Source organism: Haemophilus haemolyticus (assembly GCF_001008275.1).
GTDB lineage: Bacteria > Pseudomonadota > Gammaproteobacteria > Enterobacterales > Pasteurellaceae > Haemophilus > Haemophilus haemolyticus_P.
The window spans coordinates 51,996-67,607 of sequence record NZ_LCTH01000008.1 but is presented as its reverse complement, the minus strand read 5'-3'; the positions used below and the strand labels follow the sequence as shown (position 1 = coordinate 67,607).

At 39.0% G+C, this 15,612-nt stretch carries 15 protein-coding genes and 1 pseudogene; 8 read left to right on the top strand and 8 right to left on the bottom strand.

Going from position 1 to position 15,612, the window contains the following annotated elements; all coding sequences use genetic code 11:
• Positions 1 to 195: 195 nt before the first annotated feature.
• Positions 196 to 436: pseudogene (locus AAX15_RS09205) on the top strand (transposase); the annotation flags it as partial.
• A 72-nt stretch (positions 437 to 508) separates the two neighbouring features.
• Here the strand turns inward: AAX15_RS09205 and leuD are convergent.
• The 4 genes from leuD to leuA all read right to left on the bottom strand — a co-directional run bounded on the left by leuD (position 509) and on the right by leuA (position 5,395).
• The gene (gene leuD, locus AAX15_RS01270) at positions 509 to 1,111 is read right to left on the bottom strand and encodes a 3-isopropylmalate dehydratase small subunit (RefSeq protein ID WP_046938748.1); all 603 of its coding nucleotides are present in this window, start codon (positions 1,109 to 1,111) and stop codon (positions 509 to 511) included.
• Between the two features lie 10 nt (positions 1,112 to 1,121).
• Entirely contained in the window at positions 1,122 to 2,531 is a 1,410-nt protein-coding gene (leuC, locus tag AAX15_RS01265; RefSeq protein WP_046938747.1) for a 3-isopropylmalate dehydratase large subunit, read from the bottom strand.
• Between the two features lie 76 nt (positions 2,532 to 2,607).
• Positions 2,608 to 3,684, bottom strand: coding sequence for a 3-isopropylmalate dehydrogenase (leuB, locus tag AAX15_RS01260; protein WP_046938746.1), 1,077 nt, complete (start codon positions 3,682 to 3,684; stop codon positions 2,608 to 2,610).
• A gap of 163 nt (positions 3,685 to 3,847) precedes the next feature.
• Positions 3,848 to 5,395 carry a 2-isopropylmalate synthase gene (gene leuA / locus AAX15_RS01255; protein WP_046938745.1) on the bottom strand — a complete coding sequence of 516 codons (1,548 nt, stop codon included), beginning with the start codon at positions 5,393 to 5,395 and terminating at the stop codon, positions 3,848 to 3,850.
• A gap of 531 nt (positions 5,396 to 5,926) precedes the next feature.
• Between leuA and dprA the strand changes: the two genes are divergently transcribed.
• From dprA to smpB, 5 genes are all read left to right on the top strand, one after another.
• Complete coding sequence (gene dprA, locus AAX15_RS01250; RefSeq protein ID WP_046938743.1) at positions 5,927 to 7,048, top strand: DNA-processing protein DprA; 1,122 nt, start codon at positions 5,927 to 5,929, stop codon at positions 7,046 to 7,048.
• Between the two features lie 52 nt (positions 7,049 to 7,100).
• Entirely contained in the window at positions 7,101 to 7,877 is a 777-nt protein-coding gene (yaaA, locus tag AAX15_RS01245) for a peroxide stress protein YaaA (protein WP_046938742.1), read from the top strand.
• On the top strand, positions 7,870 to 8,451 hold the full coding sequence (locus AAX15_RS01240) for a hypothetical protein (RefSeq protein WP_046938740.1): 582 nt from the start codon (positions 7,870 to 7,872) through the stop codon (positions 8,449 to 8,451). Before yaaA ends, AAX15_RS01240 begins: the two co-directional genes overlap by 8 nt.
• A gap of 107 nt (positions 8,452 to 8,558) precedes the next feature.
• A complete protein-coding gene (gene pfkA / locus AAX15_RS01235; protein WP_046938739.1) occupies positions 8,559 to 9,524 on the top strand; it encodes a 6-phosphofructokinase in 966 nt (321 codons plus the stop codon).
• A 244-nt stretch (positions 9,525 to 9,768) separates the two neighbouring features.
• Positions 9,769 to 10,251 (top strand): SsrA-binding protein SmpB, encoded by a 483-nt coding sequence (smpB, locus tag AAX15_RS01230; RefSeq protein ID WP_046938738.1) that lies wholly within the window; start codon positions 9,769 to 9,771, stop codon positions 10,249 to 10,251.
• A gap of 51 nt (positions 10,252 to 10,302) precedes the next feature.
• On the opposite strand, the gene AAX15_RS01225 is transcribed toward smpB, so the two are convergent.
• Positions 10,303 to 11,091: an outer membrane protein assembly factor BamD gene (locus AAX15_RS01225; RefSeq protein ID WP_046938737.1), complete on the bottom strand. Its 789-nt coding sequence runs from the start codon at positions 11,089 to 11,091 to the stop codon at positions 10,303 to 10,305.
• 107 nt (positions 11,092 to 11,198) lie between these two features.
• On the opposite strand from AAX15_RS01225, the gene rluD reads away from it, so the two are divergent.
• Both rluD and pgeF read left to right on the top strand, forming a co-directional pair.
• Complete coding sequence (gene rluD, locus AAX15_RS01220; RefSeq protein WP_046938736.1) at positions 11,199 to 12,173, top strand: 23S rRNA pseudouridine(1911/1915/1917) synthase RluD; 975 nt, start codon at positions 11,199 to 11,201, stop codon at positions 12,171 to 12,173.
• Between the two features lies 1 nt (position 12,174).
• On the top strand, positions 12,175 to 12,909 hold the full coding sequence (pgeF, locus tag AAX15_RS01215; protein WP_046938734.1) for a peptidoglycan editing factor PgeF: 735 nt from the start codon (positions 12,175 to 12,177) through the stop codon (positions 12,907 to 12,909).
• 42 nt (positions 12,910 to 12,951) lie between these two features.
• Here the strand turns inward: pgeF and mnmA are convergent, their stop codons facing one another.
• The 3 genes from mnmA to AAX15_RS01200 form a co-directional block, all read right to left on the bottom strand.
• Positions 12,952 to 14,103, bottom strand: coding sequence for a tRNA 2-thiouridine(34) synthase MnmA (gene mnmA / locus AAX15_RS01210; RefSeq protein WP_155397796.1), 1,152 nt, complete (start codon positions 14,101 to 14,103; stop codon positions 12,952 to 12,954).
• Between the two features lie 116 nt (positions 14,104 to 14,219).
• A complete protein-coding gene (gene nqrM, locus AAX15_RS01205; protein WP_046938732.1) occupies positions 14,220 to 14,480 on the bottom strand; it encodes a (Na+)-NQR maturation NqrM in 261 nt (86 codons plus the stop codon).
• A 2-nt stretch (positions 14,481 to 14,482) separates the two neighbouring features.
• Positions 14,483 to 15,523, bottom strand: coding sequence for an FAD:protein FMN transferase (locus AAX15_RS01200; protein WP_046938731.1), 1,041 nt, complete (start codon positions 15,521 to 15,523; stop codon positions 14,483 to 14,485).
• Positions 15,524 to 15,612: the final 89 nt, after the last annotated feature.

The window sequence follows — 15,612 nt, the reverse complement described above, 5'->3', positions numbered from 1 at the left end:
ACGTAACATTCATGATTATCACGATAATCCGTATAATTTGTTGTGATATCGTCTTATCTTTATCAATTTGTTCTTTCAAATGATAAAAGAAAATGCTGAATGCCCCCCATTAAATCAAGCAATATCTGGAGTGAAAAGCCATTATGCAATAATTGGATAGATTTTATTGCACTGTAGCGCGACCAAAGAAGGTAATATCAAATGAGAGCTTATCAATAAATCCTATTGAAAAACGGTATTCAACAAAGTATGTCGAGAAAAAGAAATTGTTTAGATAATACGGTGGCGGAGAGCTTCTTTGGACAATAAAAAAGGAAGACTACAATGGAAAACAATTTGATACTTTTGATCAACTAGAAAAATAATTCATGAGTGCATTCATTATTACAATCATGAGCGTACTCAGTGTAAACTAAAAGGACTAAGCCCCATATAGTATAGAACTCAGTCCTTAATTTAACAGTCTAACTTTTAGAGTTAGATAAAAAACACTTAACTTTTATCTTTTTTAGCGCAAGAACGCTGGGATGTTTTTCTCGTATTCTGAGATTTTGTCTTCATGCTGAAGGGTTAAACCGATATTATCCAAGCCGTTTAACAAACAATGACGGCGGAATTCATCCAGTTTAAAGTGATAGACTTTGTCACCTACGGTTACGGTCATCGCTTCTAAATCCACATGGATTTGTTTGCCTTCATTTACCCACACCCATTGGAAGATTTCTTCTACTTCTTCTTCGCTTAAACGAATCGGTAACATATGATTATTTAAGCTATTGTTATAGAAAATATCCGCAAAACTTGGTGCGATCATTACTTTAAAACCATAATCTGCTAATGCCCAAGGTGCATGTTCACGAGACGAACCACAGCCAAGGTTTTTACGCGCTAATAAAATGGTTGCACCTTGATATTGTGGAAAATTCAAGACAAATTCTGGATTTGGCTTAGTGCCTTCTATATCCAAATAACGCCATTCATGGAATAAATGTTTGCCGAAGCCTACGCGAGTGATGGCTTGTAAAAATTGTTTTGGAATAATCGCGTCTGTATCCACGTTTGCCGCATCCAATGGTACGACTAAGCCTGAAAGTTGTTTAAATCCTGCCATTTTCTGCTCCTTAGTTTAATGTTACATCACGAATATCAACGAATTTACCGAACATTCCCGCTGCAGCAGCCATGGCTGGGCTCACCAAGTGAGTGCGACCATTACGGCCTTGGCGACCTTCAAAGTTACGGTTTGAAGTGGAAGCGCAACGTTCCCATTCGCCTAAACGGTCATCATTCATCCCTAAACACATTGAGCAGCCAGGGTTACGCCATTCAGCGCCTGCTTCGATAAAGATTTTATCCAAACCTTCTTTTTCCGCTTGTTCTTTTACTAAACCGGAACCTGGCACCACTAAAATCCGTTTTACGTTATCGGCTTTTTTGCGTCCTTTCATCACCGCCGCTGCTGCACGTAAATCTTCAATACGTGAGTTGGTACAAGATCCGATAAATACTTGATCAACTTTAACTTCTTTTAAATTAGTGCCAGCTTCCAAGCCAATATAATGTAAGGCTTTTTCCGCCGAAGCTCGTTGTACAGGATCTGCCATTTCTTGCGGATTTGGTATGGTTTCATTCACAGAAATTACCTGCCCTGGGTTTGTCCCCCAAGTGACTTGTGGTGCGATGTCTTTGGCTTCTAATGTGATGACCGTATCAAATTTTGCATCATCATCGGATTTTAAGGTTTTCCAATAAGCAACGGCATCATCCCAATCTTTACCTTTTGGCGCATGTGGACGACCTTTTAAGTATTCGAAAGTCGTTTCATCTGGTGCAATTAAGCCGGCTTTCGCGCCCATTTCAATTGCCATATTACATACGGTCATACGCCCTTCCATAGAAAGATCACGAATGGCTTCGCCACAAAATTCTACAACGTGACCTGTGCCACCTGCCATAGTGGTTTTGCCGATAATGGCAAGAATAATGTCTTTTGCGGTAATGCCCAGTGCCACTTTGCCACGAACTTCAATTTTCATGCTTTTGGCACGTGCTTGTTTTAGTGTTTGAGTGGCTAATACGTGTTCCACTTCAGAAGTGCCAATACCAAATGCTAAAGCACCGAAAGCACCGTGAGTAGCTGTGTGGGAGTCACCGCAGACGATTGTCATACCTGGCAAAGTTAAGCCTTGTTCAGGCCCCATAACATGTACAATGCCTTGCTCTTTCGTTGTCATATCAAATAATTTGATACCCGTCGCCTTGGTATTTTTATCAAGTTCTAACACTTGAATTTTCGCTTGACCTTCAAGTTTATTGACATCTCGTACTTGAGTAGAAATGCTGTGATCCATTGTGCCGAAAGTTTTGTTCACTTGGCGCACTTGGCGACCTGCAACACGTAACCCATCAAAGGCCTGCGGGCTGGTTACTTCGTGAATCAAATGACGGTTAATATACAAAATTGGCGTTTCGCCTTCAGCTTCGTATACCACGTGGGCATCGAATAATTTTTCGTAAAGAGTTTTTGCCATAATTTTTCTCAATTCGTTAGAGTAGTAAGTGCGGTTAAATTTGACAGTGTTTTAAACCGCACTTTAATTGTTTTTATTAGATTGCGTTAGCGATTAACGTACCCATTTCCGCAGTTGAAACAGGTGCAGAATCATCGGCTAAATCTCCCGTACGGTGACCACTTGCTAAGACTTTTTGTACGGCATTTTCAATGGCATCCGCTGCTTCGTTTAAGTTGAAGCTATAACGCAACATCATCGCCGCAGAAAGAATTTGTGCGATTGGGTTGGCAATGCCTTTGCCTGCGATATCTGGTGCAGAACCGCCAGCAGGCTCATATAAGCCGAAACCTTCTTCATTTAAGCTAGCAGATGGCAACATCCCCATAGAACCCGTGATCATCGCGGCTTCATCAGAAATAATATCACCGAAAATGTTAGAGCAAAGTAACACATCAAAAGATTCTGGTGCTTTGATTAATTGCATTGTGGCATTGTCGATATAAATGTGTTCTAAAGTGACTTCAGGGTAGTCTTTTGCCATTTCTGTCACGGTTTCACGCCATAAAATAGAAGACTGCAATACGTTCGCTTTATCCACAGAAGTGACTTTTTTATTGCGTTTCATCGCTGCCTCAAAAGCCGCACGTGCAATGCGTTCAATTTCATATTTGTAATAAACTTCGGTATCGAATGCTTTGGTTTGTGCACCTTCGCCGTCACGGCCTTTAGGCTGACCGAAATAAATCCCTCCCGTTAATTCACGCACTACCATCATATCAAAGCCTTTTGCAGCAATATCTGCACGTAATGGGCAGAACTTTTCCAAGCCTTTATAAAGGGTTGCAGGACGAAGATTACAGAATAATTTGAAATGTTTACGCAAAGGCAATAATGCACCGCGTTCCGGTTGTTGATCGGGCGGTAAATTTGTCCATTTAGGGCCGCCTACAGACCCAAACAAAATCGCATCAGCCTCATCACAACCTTTTAAGGTTTCTGCTGGTAATGGGCAACCGCAGTGATCAATAGCTGCGCCCCCAACAAAAAACTCGTTAAAGTTAAGTTTAAAACCAAATTTTTCTTGGATTTTGTTTAATACTTTAATGGCTTCAGCCATTACTTCGGGGCCAATACCGTCTCCTGGTAGAACAGCGATGTTGTATGATTGCATATTATTTTTCCTATTTCAGTCACACTAAAGTGCGGTTAATTTTCTCTCATCTTTTGTGAAGAGGGTCTGGAGGAGATTTTAACGATATAAAATTCACCACTGAGGTTGATGTTACTTCTGCCAAATCTCCCCTAACCCCTCTTTGCTAAAGAGGGGGATTGGGTTAATGATGTTTGTGGCTTTTAATATCGGCGACTTTATGCGCTCGATAAATCGCATTGATCGCGTGGACTAAAGCAAGTGCAGAAGATTCAACGATGTCTGTTGCTAAACCAACACCATGGAATTTACGCCCTTCGTGTTCAACCACAATATCCACTTGCCCTAATGCTTCTGCCCCCTCGCCTTTAGCGGTTAAGTTATAGTGAGACATTTTGATTTCTAAGCCAGTTAAATTTAAGATAGCGTTATAAACCGCATCGACCGGGCCGTTACCGCCAATTGAAGACGTACTTAATTTTTCACCATCTAATTTCAATTGAACAAAGGCTGTTGCTGGATATTCTTTAGTGGAGTGTGCAGAAAGTTTATCTAACACTAAACGATCTTCATCGCCTTGTTGCATATCAATAAACGCCAATGCTTCCAAATCATAATCGAACACTTGGCCCTTTTTGTCCGCTAATTTCAAGAAGGCATCGTACAATTTATCCAAATCGTAATCTTGCTCGGTGTAGCCCATGTCGGTCATGTGCCCCTTCACTGCTGCACGGCCGGAACGAGCGGTTAAATTCAATTTTTCTTTTTTCAAACCGATCGTTTCTGGAGACATAATTTCGTAAGTATTTTTGTTTTTCAACATACCATCTTGATGGATGCCAGAAGAGTGCGCAAAAGCATTTGAACCCACAATGGCTTTATTCGGCTGAATCGGCATATTGCAAAGCTGGCTAACCATTTGACTAACACGGTGAATTTCTTGAGTATTGATACGAGTATCTACGCCCATAAATTCTTGGCGAACTTTCATTGCCATCACAACTTCTTCCAAGGCGGTATTGCCTGCGCGCTCGCCGATACCATTGATAGTACATTCAATTTGGCGAGCACCATTTTGTACTGCAGTTAAGGAGTTGGCTGTTGCCATACCTAAGTCATTGTGGCAGTGCACAGAAATCACAGCTTTGTCGATATTTGGCACACGGTTACGTACTTGAGCAATGATATTGCCGTATTCGTTTGGTAAGCAGAAACCGACGGTATCTGGAATGTTTACGGTGGTTGCACCCGCATTAATTGCGGCTTCAACAATGCGACAGATATTATCAATACCTGTACGGCCGGCATCTTCGCAAGAGAACTCAACATCATCCGTATAATTACGTGCACGTTTCACTGCTGCAACAGCCATTCCTACCACATCATCAAAAGAACGTTTTAATTTCGCCTCAACATGCAATGCGGAACTTGCAATAAAAGTATGAATACGGAATGCCTCAGCTACTTTCAATGCCTCGTATGCGGCATCAATGTCTTTATCTACAGCTCGAGATAATGCGGCAACACGAGAGTTTTTGATATGACGCGCAATGGTTTGAACAGACTCAAAATCTCCTTGAGAAGAAACGGGGAACCCCACTTCCATTACATCCACGCCTAAACGTTCCAGTGCTAAAGCAATCTGTAATTTCTCTTTTACCGTCAAACTTGCTTTTAATGCCTGTTCCCCATCACGCAATGTGGTATCAAAAATAATAACGCGATCTGTCATAATTTATATCCTTCTTAAATCACTCCGAAAGTGCGGTACATTTTTCTGTATTTTTTAGACAAAAAACCCGCAACTTATAAAGTGCGGGTTTAAAATTGGGTATTTACATCTGACTGTTTTTCATCCACAACTTAGCCGCACACAAAATGTGAGAGTAGCGGGTTGAGAGATAAATAAACAATACGAGACATAAATAAAAATCCTTCTGTGTAAAACGCTTTTTATATTACGAATAAAAAACTGGCTGTCAAACTATTTTTTAGCGTTTTATATCAAAGAAAATCATCTCAACACAAAACTAAATATATATTTAACTAATAAATTTAAAATAAAAAGAATATTCAACCAGACCAATTGAAATCAGCAAATTTTTATTATTGAATTTTTTACATTTTCAAAATAAGAAAAATTTTGCGATTTTTTACTCATCAAAAAGAATTTTTGCGATCTACATCGCAAAATACTTTCAAGTTAATCGTTTCTTTCACTTGTTTTTTCCATACTAAATTTTCAAATTAAAAAGGAAAAATCATGCACGATATTACTTACACGCTACTCCGCCTAATGCAAGTCCCTAAACTTGGCGGGGTTGGTATTGATAAAATTTTATCCAATATTACGCTAGATGAGTTGCTCAATTATGATGATGTTGCTTTCCGACAAATGGGATGGGGAGCCATTCAAATTCGTCGTTGGTTCAAGCCTGAAGCAAAATTTATTGAGCCAGCACTAGAGTGGTCACAAAAAGAGGGAAATCATTTGGTGAATTATTTTTCCCCTTTTTACCCCTTTCTATTGAAACAGATAGCGAGCTTTCCCCCTCTGCTATTTGTAAAAGGAAATTTGACCGCACTTTCACAACGTCAAATTGCCATGGTAGGAAGTCGCTACTGCACGGCTTATGGTGAATATTGGGCTAAATATTTTGCTACGGAACTATCATTGGCAGGCTTTACGATTACCAGTGGACTGGCATTGGGAATAGATGGACATTGCCATCAAGCAATTGTTGATATTCAAGGACAAACCATTGCAGTTTTAGGAAGCGGCTTAGAACAAATTTATCCCGTAAAGCACCGAAAACTTTCAGAACTCATTTTACAAAACAACGGAACATTAGTTTCTGAGTTTTTACCAAACCAAGCACCTATTGCAACAAATTTCCCTCGTCGTAATAGGATTATTAGCGGCCTTTCGGTTGGGACATTAGTGGTTGAAGCCACAGAAAAAAGTGGCTCTCTGATTACCGCTCGATATGCATTGGAACAAAACCGAGAGGTTTTTGCTGTGCCAGGCAATATTCAAAATGAATTTAGCCAAGGTTGTAATCGCCTAATTAAACAAGGCGCAATGTTGGTGGAAAATGCAAAGGATATTTTGGAAACCCTCTACCAACATTCTATCCATAGCCAAACTGAAATCGATTTTGACCAGATCGCAGTGCCTAATTACACGCCACCACCCGATCCTCGCCGATTGCTGGAAGCACCAAGTCACCCTAAACTTTACTCGCATATCGGTTACACGCCTGTGAGTATTGATGATTTAGCTGAAGAATTTAACTTGAGTGTCGATGTTTTACTTGTTCAGTTGCTCGATCTTGAATTGCAAGATCTCATCATGAGTGAAAATGGGCTATATAAACGCGTTTAGTGTAAATTTTTATGCTAATATACGCCCATTCTTTTTTCATAAAAGGACGATTATGTTAGCCATTATCTCCCCTGCGAAAACCCTTGACTTTGAAAGTGCGGTAAAAAATTTTCCTGTTTCTCAACCGCACTTTACCGATTACAGCGAAAAACTTATTGAGGTTTGTCGTAAACTTTCTCCGCAAGATCTTTCATCTCTTATGTCTATCAGCGATAAGTTAGCCGGTTTAAATGCCGCACGCTTTGCAGAATGGACAAAAATTCACAATGAAAACAATTCCCGCGCTGCATTATTTGCATTTAAAGGCGATGTTTATACGGGTTTAGATGCTGATTCCCTTTCGGAAGATGATGTTGCCTTTGCGCAATCCCATTTACGTATGCTTTCAGGGCTTTATGGGCTTTTAAAACCACTTGATTTAATGCAACCTTACCGATTAGAAATGGGCACAAAATTAGCCAATCCGAAAGGAAAAGATCTGTATGCATTTTGGGGAAATGTGATTACCCAAGCGGTACAACAAGCTATAGATGAACAAGGTGATAATGTTCTGATAAATTTAGCCTCGGATGAATATTATAAATCGGTTAAAGAAAACCAACTTAAAGCCAAGATAATCAAGCCTGTTTTCTTAGACAATAAAAATGGAAAATACAAAGTAATTAGCTTTTATGCTAAAAAAGCACGAGGCTTAATGTGCCGTTATCTTATTCAAAATCGTTTAACCGACATTGAACAATTAAAAGAATTTGATTTAGGTGGTTATTGGTTTGATTCAGCATCATCAACTGAAACCGAATTTATATTTAAGCGAGATATCAATGAATAAAATTTTTGTTATATTGACCGCACTTGTACTCTCTGGCTGTGCAACTAAACTGACGCAATTAAATGTTCCTACGCAGTTAGAGCACAACGGTAAAAATTATGCCCTTACCGGCAGCCAAGATTTAGAAACCATTGCACGCTATGTTTATATCGCGAAGCCAGATACGCTAGAAAATTGGCAATCTGAAATTGAAATTCTCTTTGATCGCAATCAACCAGCGCGTTCAATTAAAGAGCGGATTGCATTGAGAGAACGTATTTATCGTAATACAGGCGTAAAAGATTTCCATTTCGGTGCTATTCCAGAAAATTCGACGAATCCACAGGAATTAAATGGATATGTCATCTATTCGCCAACCAAGGAAAATCCATCTTGGCAAGTAAATGTGATGAAAGGACGACAATTACCACAATGTGGCTTTGTTCAGTATCAATATTCACAAAAAGTACAGCAACCAACACTTTCTAAACATTTATCCGTCGATAAAGTGCAACAACATTTGCAAAAATACGTTGTGGATATAGAAAGAAAGCACTTACAAGATTTGAAGTGGCAACTGTTCTGTCAAAAATAATGTAAAAAATTATGCCGGATCAAAATCTCATCAAATTTTGCTAGAGCAGATACCTCTAATGATGTAATCTTATGCCAGTTTCCAATTACGGTTAAAAGTAGGTAAATATGATTAAAAAAATTGCAGTTTTAACAAGTGGTGGCGATGCGCCGGGTATGAATGCCGCAATTCGTGGCGTAGTACGTTCTGCACTTGCAGAAGGCTTAGAAGTGTTTGGTATCTATGATGGTTACCAAGGCTTATACAACAATAAAATCAAACAATTAAATCGCTATAGCGTATCTGATGTAATTAATCGTGGCGGTACTTTCTTAGGTTCTGCACGCTTTCCTGAATTTAAAGATCCAAATGTTCGTGCGAAATGTGCAGAAATTTTACGTTCTCACGGCATTGATGCGCTTGTGGTTATCGGTGGTGACGGTTCTTATATGGGAGCTAAATTATTAACCGAAGAACACGGTTTTCCTTGCGTAGGCTTACCCGGTACTATTGATAATGATGTTGCAGGCACCGACTACACCATTGGCTATCAAACCGCATTACAAACTGCAGTAGATGCAATCGACCGTTTACGCGATACATCAAGCTCACACCAACGTATTTCTATCGTTGAAATTATGGGTCGCCACTGTAGTGACTTAACGATTTCTGCAGGCATCGCTGGCGGTTGCGAATATATCGTCGCATCAGAAATTGAATTTAATCGCGAAGAATTAATTCAACAAATTGAACGTAGCATTATTCGTGGTAAACGCCATGCAATCATTGCAATCACTGAACTTTTAACCGATGTTCATTCTCTTGCAAAAGAAATTGAGGCTCGCGTTGGACACGAAACTCGTGCAACTGTTTTAGGGCATATTCAACGTGGCGGTTCTCCTTGTGCATTTGACCGTATTCTTGCTTCACGTATGGGCGCATACGCGGTAGATTTATTGCTACAAGGTAAAGGTGGCTACTGCGTAGGCATCCAAAATGAACAACTTGTTCACCATGATATTATCGATGCAATTAATAATATGCAGCGTGAATTTAAAGCTGATTGGCTTAAAGTGGCAAAACGTTTGGAATAATCGTTTATTCACTTTATATAAATCACCAAAACTTAATTCATCTTTTTTATCTCACTTAAACAGACACAGCTATGTGTCTGTTTTTTCTTACAAAAGTGCGGTGATTTTTTCTTGAATTTTCTATAAATCCTTTATCTTTTAAAGTTTGAAAATAAACGCGACTACCGTTCTCTCTAGATGATCTTTTTTGATATAAAAATAGATATCCGATAAAATGTACCAAGCAAAATAAGGTATAAAAATTATGACAAAGAAAAAAGTAAAACTAGGATCAAATACTATCGCACTGAATAAACGTGCAAGACATGACTATTTTATAGAAGATGAAATTGAAGCAGGTCTTGAACTACAAGGCTGGGAAGTCAAATCCATGCGCGCTGGCAAGGCAAACATTAGTGATAGTTATGTCATTTTTAAAAATGGCGAAGCCTTTTTATTCGGTTCAAGCATTCAGCCATTAAATGTTGCATCAACGCATATTGTTTGTGATCCAACTCGCACTCGTAAGTTATTATTAAATAAACGTGAATTAGCATCCCTATTTGGCAAAGCAAACCGAGACGGTTTTACCATCGTAGCGCTTTCTCTTTACTGGAAAAGTGCATGGGCAAAAGTCAAAATTGGTTTAGCTAAAGGTAAAAAACAACATGATAAACGCGATGATATTAAAGAGCGTGAATGGAAAGTAACAAAAGATCGCATTATGAAAAATGCACATCGAGGATAATATATAGCAAAAAGCCCGAAATTATTCGGGCTTTTTATTCATATCTTATGACTATTTAACAGTCGGAACTTTTAATTCTGGCTCATCTGGTTTTTCAATTGGTGCAAAGGTTTTATCTTTATTTGCATCAATAATTTTCTGGGTATCATTGGCTAATGCTGTTAAACCCATTTTTTCATACGCTTCTTTCATCAAAGATAAACCTTCATAAGTTGCTTTAGCATCAGGATATTGTTTCAACATTCCAACTACACGGTTTGACACTGCAACCCAAGCATCACGTTTTGCATAGAATTTTGCAATATCTAACTCATGACGAGCAAGCGCGTCTTTAATATAAGCCATACGCGCTAAAGCATCTTGAGCATAAGGGCTGTTAGGGAATACACGAACTAAATTTTGGAAATTAGAAAAAGCGGTACGCATAGAAGTGGTTTCACGTGTCGCACGATCAATTCCAAAGAAATCTTGAATGAAATTATCACCTGTTGCAGCGTTGGTTAACCCCGCCATATATACTGCATAGTCTTGATTCGGGCTTTGTGGGAATTGATGTAAAAAGCTATCTACCGTCAATAATACTTGCGTATAATCTTGCGCTTTATAGTTTGCATAAATTAAATCTAGCATCGCCTGTTCTTGATAAATACTACCAGGGAAACGTTCAGTCGCTGCTTTTAAATAACGAATAGCTTCAGAATAGCCGCCTTCTTGTAATGATGTGACACCTTTGGTGTACAACTCATTTACTGATGCTTGCTCAACATCTTTTGAACCACTTGAACATCCAACAACCAATGCTGCCACGGCAAGCAATGCCAAAGATTTTATTTTACGCATTGTTTTTTCCTTAATTTTTACGAAAACCAATAAATAAGATACAATTGTCCTCTATTGTATAGAACATTAATCAATAAGCCAACTTTTAAAATTTTTGAGAGCTATTTATGCCACAAATTACCCTTTCCGCTGAAGTACAGCCAGAACAAATGGGACATCGTTTAGACCAAACACTTGCAGAGTTGTTCCCTGAATATTCTCGCTCCCGATTAAAAACATGGATTGAAGCCGATCTCGTAAAACTTAATGATCGTATTACCAATATTCCGCGTGAGAAAGTGCTCGGAGGAGAAAAAATAGAAATCACCGTAGAAGTGGAAGATGAGACACGTTTTGAACCAGAAAATATTCCATTGAATATCGTGTATGAAGATGATGATATTATTGTGATTAACAAACCCAAAGATCTTGTGGTACACCCCGGTGCTGGCAATCCAAATGGAACAGTGCTCAATGCGCTACTCTATCATTACCCGCCTATTGCAGAAGTACCGCGAGCAGGAATTGTGCATCGATTAGATAAAGATACCACAGGTCTAATGGTTGTTGCGAAAACTATTCCCGCTCAAACTAAATTAGTACGAGACCTACAAAAACGCAAAATTACGCGTGAATATGAAGCAGTTGCTTCAGGAATTATGACTAAAGGTGGCACGGTAGATCAACCTATGGCTCGTCATGCAACCAAACGTACTTTAATGGCGGTTCATCCAATGGGAAAACCCGCTGTCACCCATTATCGTATTATGGAGAATTACCGTAACTACACCCGTTTACGTTTACGTTTAGAAACGGGGCGTACGCATCAAATCCGTGTTCATATGGCACATATTGCCCATCCATTGCTAGGCGATCAAACCTATGGCGGACGCCCTCGTCCACCAAAAAATGCGAGTGAAGACTTTATGGAAGTATTGCGTAATTTCAAACGTCAAGCTTTACATGCGGTCATGCTACGCTTAGCTCATCCAATTACAGGTGAAATGATGGAATGGTATGCACCATTACCAGATGACTTTGTTGAATTGCTTAATGCACTCAAAGCCGACTATCTCGAACACCAAGATGAGTTAGACTATTAATATGCAAGTGATTAACCCAAATTGGAACGTACCAAAGAATATTCATGCCTTTACCACTATTCGTGAAGGCGGCGTGAGCTTGACGCCTTATTTTAGTTTTAACTTAGGCGATCATGTCGGTGATAACAAAAGTGCGGTAAAAACCAACCGCACTTTATTAGTCGAAAAATTTGGTTTGCCACAAACACCTATATTTCTAACTCAAACACACAGCACTCGAGTCATTCAATTACCTTATTCAGGACAAAACCTTGAAGCGGATGCCGTTTATACAAATGTTCCTCATCAAGTTTGTGCGGTTATGACTGCAGACTGTTTGCCGGTTCTATTCGCCACAACATCTGGCAATGAAGTAGCTGCCGCACATGCTGGCTGGCGTGGTTTATGCGATGGCGTATTGGAAGAAACTGTCAAATGCTTTCAGGCAAAACCTAAAGATATTATCGCGTGGTTTGGCCCTGCAATTGGCCCAACAGCATTTCAAGTTGGAATTGATGTTGTAAAACAGTTTGTTGCGGTAGATGAAAAAGCCAAACTCGCCTTTCAACCTGATGCAATAGAAGAAGGTAAATACCTAGGTAATCTTTATCAAATCGCGACTCAGCGATTAAACAATCTAGGCATTACGCAAATTTATGGTGGAAATCACTGTACATTCAATGAAAAAGAATTGTTCTTTTCTTATCGCCGTGACAACCAAACGGGCCGAATGGCAAGTGTCATTTGGTTTGAATAAATAGTCTAAAAGCGCATAAAATGCGCTTCTAGTATCTTTATTTTATATTCTTTCTTCAATAATCCCCCCACCCAAACAAACCTCACCAAGGTAAAATACGGCAGATTGTCCTGGGGTTACTGCTGATTGAGGTTCATCGAAAATCACTCGAATGGTTTCATCATCAATTGGTTCAACCACACAAGGAATATCTTGTTGGCGATAGCGTGTTTTTACCGTGCAACGTAATAACTCTCGAATTGGTTGGCGATCAACCCAATGTAATTGGCTAGCAATCAAACCTTTTGAAAATAAACGAGGATGGTCATGCCCCTGAGCGACAATAAGTTCATTATTTTCCACATCCTTATCTACCACATACCAAGCTTCATCTCCCGCATTTTTTAAACCGCCAATGCCTAATCCTTTGCGTTGTCCCAATGTGTGATACATTAATCCATCATGGCGGCCAATAATTTCATCATCTACAGTGCGAATATTACCCGGTTGAGCCGGTAAGTAACGAGCTAAGAAATCCTTAAATTTACGCTCTCCAATAAAACAAATACCAGTAGAGTCTTTTTTCTTTGCCGTAATTAAGCCTAGATCTTCAGCAATAGTGCGAACAATGGGCTTCTCAATTTCACCAACGGGGAATAAACTTTGTCCCACTTGTTTATGACTTAAGGTATAAAGAAAATAACTTTGATCTTTATTGGCATCTAGGCCACGTAATAATTTTGCATTTTCATCATCACCAGCTCTACGTACATAATGCCCTGTTGCAATGTAATGAGCACCAAGATCTTCAGCTGCATATTCTAAAAATGCTTTAAATTTAATTTCTTTATTACACAAAATATCAGGGTTCGGTGTGCGCCCTGCTTTATATTCAGTTAAAAAATGCTCAAATACATTATCCCAATATTCTGCAGCAAAATTAATTTTATGTAGTTTAATCCCCAACTTATCACATACAGCCTGAGCGTCTGAAAGATCTGCTGCTGCAGTACAGTAATCCGTATCATCATCTTCTTCCCAGTTTTTCATAAACAGGCCTTCCACCTGATAGCCTTGCTGTTGAAGAATAAAAGCTGACACAGAAGAATCCACGCCGCCAGACATACCACAAATCACTTTTTTTGTAGCATTTCTCGCAAGTTGTTCTTGTGTCATTTGAGGAAAGTGTTGATTATAAGTATTTGAAATTAACATATTTCTCCCGTAACTTCGGTTAAGGCGAAGCACATTGGTAATTGAATGAGAAAACGGCAAAATAATTTTGCCGTTAAGTTTATTTTGCACATAAAGTGCGGTCATTTTTGAGCAAGTTATTTCACTTCATAAAATTGCGAGTCATCATCTTTTTTCGCGAATTTTTGCTCATATTTAGCTTTCGCTTGTTCATCGCCCGCATCTAATTTTGATTGAAGCGTGTCGCAAGGTTTATCACAATCGCAAGCTTTGGCAATACCAAGGGTAGATAAACCACCGCAGCTACCTTTTAAACTTTGTTTTTTGATAATAAATCCGATAGACATTAACAATATAATTGCGACGAAAGCGATTAAAGTAAAAAATAAAGTTTGCATAACTATTCTTTTGTTTGTGTTAATTTTTTGAAAGCAGAAGAGGATTTTGTGATAAAACCATTATCTGTTTTAATGATTAAGTAAACGGCAAGATTATTTTTCTCAGCCACTTCTAACGCCTTGTCTTCACCCAGCACAAATAACCCTGTTGATAAGCCATCTGCAGTCATTGAGGTTGGAGCAAGGACCGTAATTGAGGCTAAATGATGCTGAATTGGATAACCTGTTTTCGGATCAATTTCATGAGCAAAGCGTTTACCATTTTCTTCAAAGTAAATACGATAATCGCCAGAACTTGCCATTCCCATATTGTCTAATCCAATGACAGCTTCAACCGCTCTTTCACCTGTTGTGGTTGGTTTTTCAATTGCGATCTGCCAAGGTTTACCTTCAATATTTTTTCCTTTCGCACGAATTTCACCGCCGATTTCAACCATGTAATTCTGAGCATTTAGTTGTTCTAACTTTTCAGCGACCTGATCAACGCCAAAGCCTTTAGCAATCGAGGACAAATCGACATAAACTTGAGGAAGTGCTTTGCTTAATGTCGGTTTGGCAGCACTCATATCGAGGGCAATTTTATCAATACCAACCCATGCTTGGCGTTCAGCTAATTGTTCTGGTGTAGGTTGTTTTTCTGGACGTTTTTCTGGGCCAAATCCCCATAAATTAACGACAGGGCCAACAGTTACATCCAATGCACCTTCAGTCACTTTATTTAAACGAATCGCTTCGGCCAATACTTTGGCAAAATCTGCTGAAATCTCAATCGGTGTATTCACTTGAGTATTTTGATTGAAACGGCTCAGTTCCGAATCTTTTTTGTAAGTGGACATTTTCGCGTTCACATCTTTTAAAATTGCTTCAATTTCTTCATGCGTTTTTTCAGATGTTGCATTCATTGAGCCTTCATCAAGGTATTTAACATGATAAGTCGTTCCCATTGTTTTACCACTTAATGAGATAACTTTTGTTTCTTTTTGACAGGCTGCAAGACTTAACGCCATTGCTACCGCCATGATACCACTTATTAATTTTTTCATCTGGATTTCCTAAATTTGTGAATTACTGGCAAACTCAACAAAACTTACCTGTAATCATAGAAAATTTTCTAAAAACATCTTAAATTTTG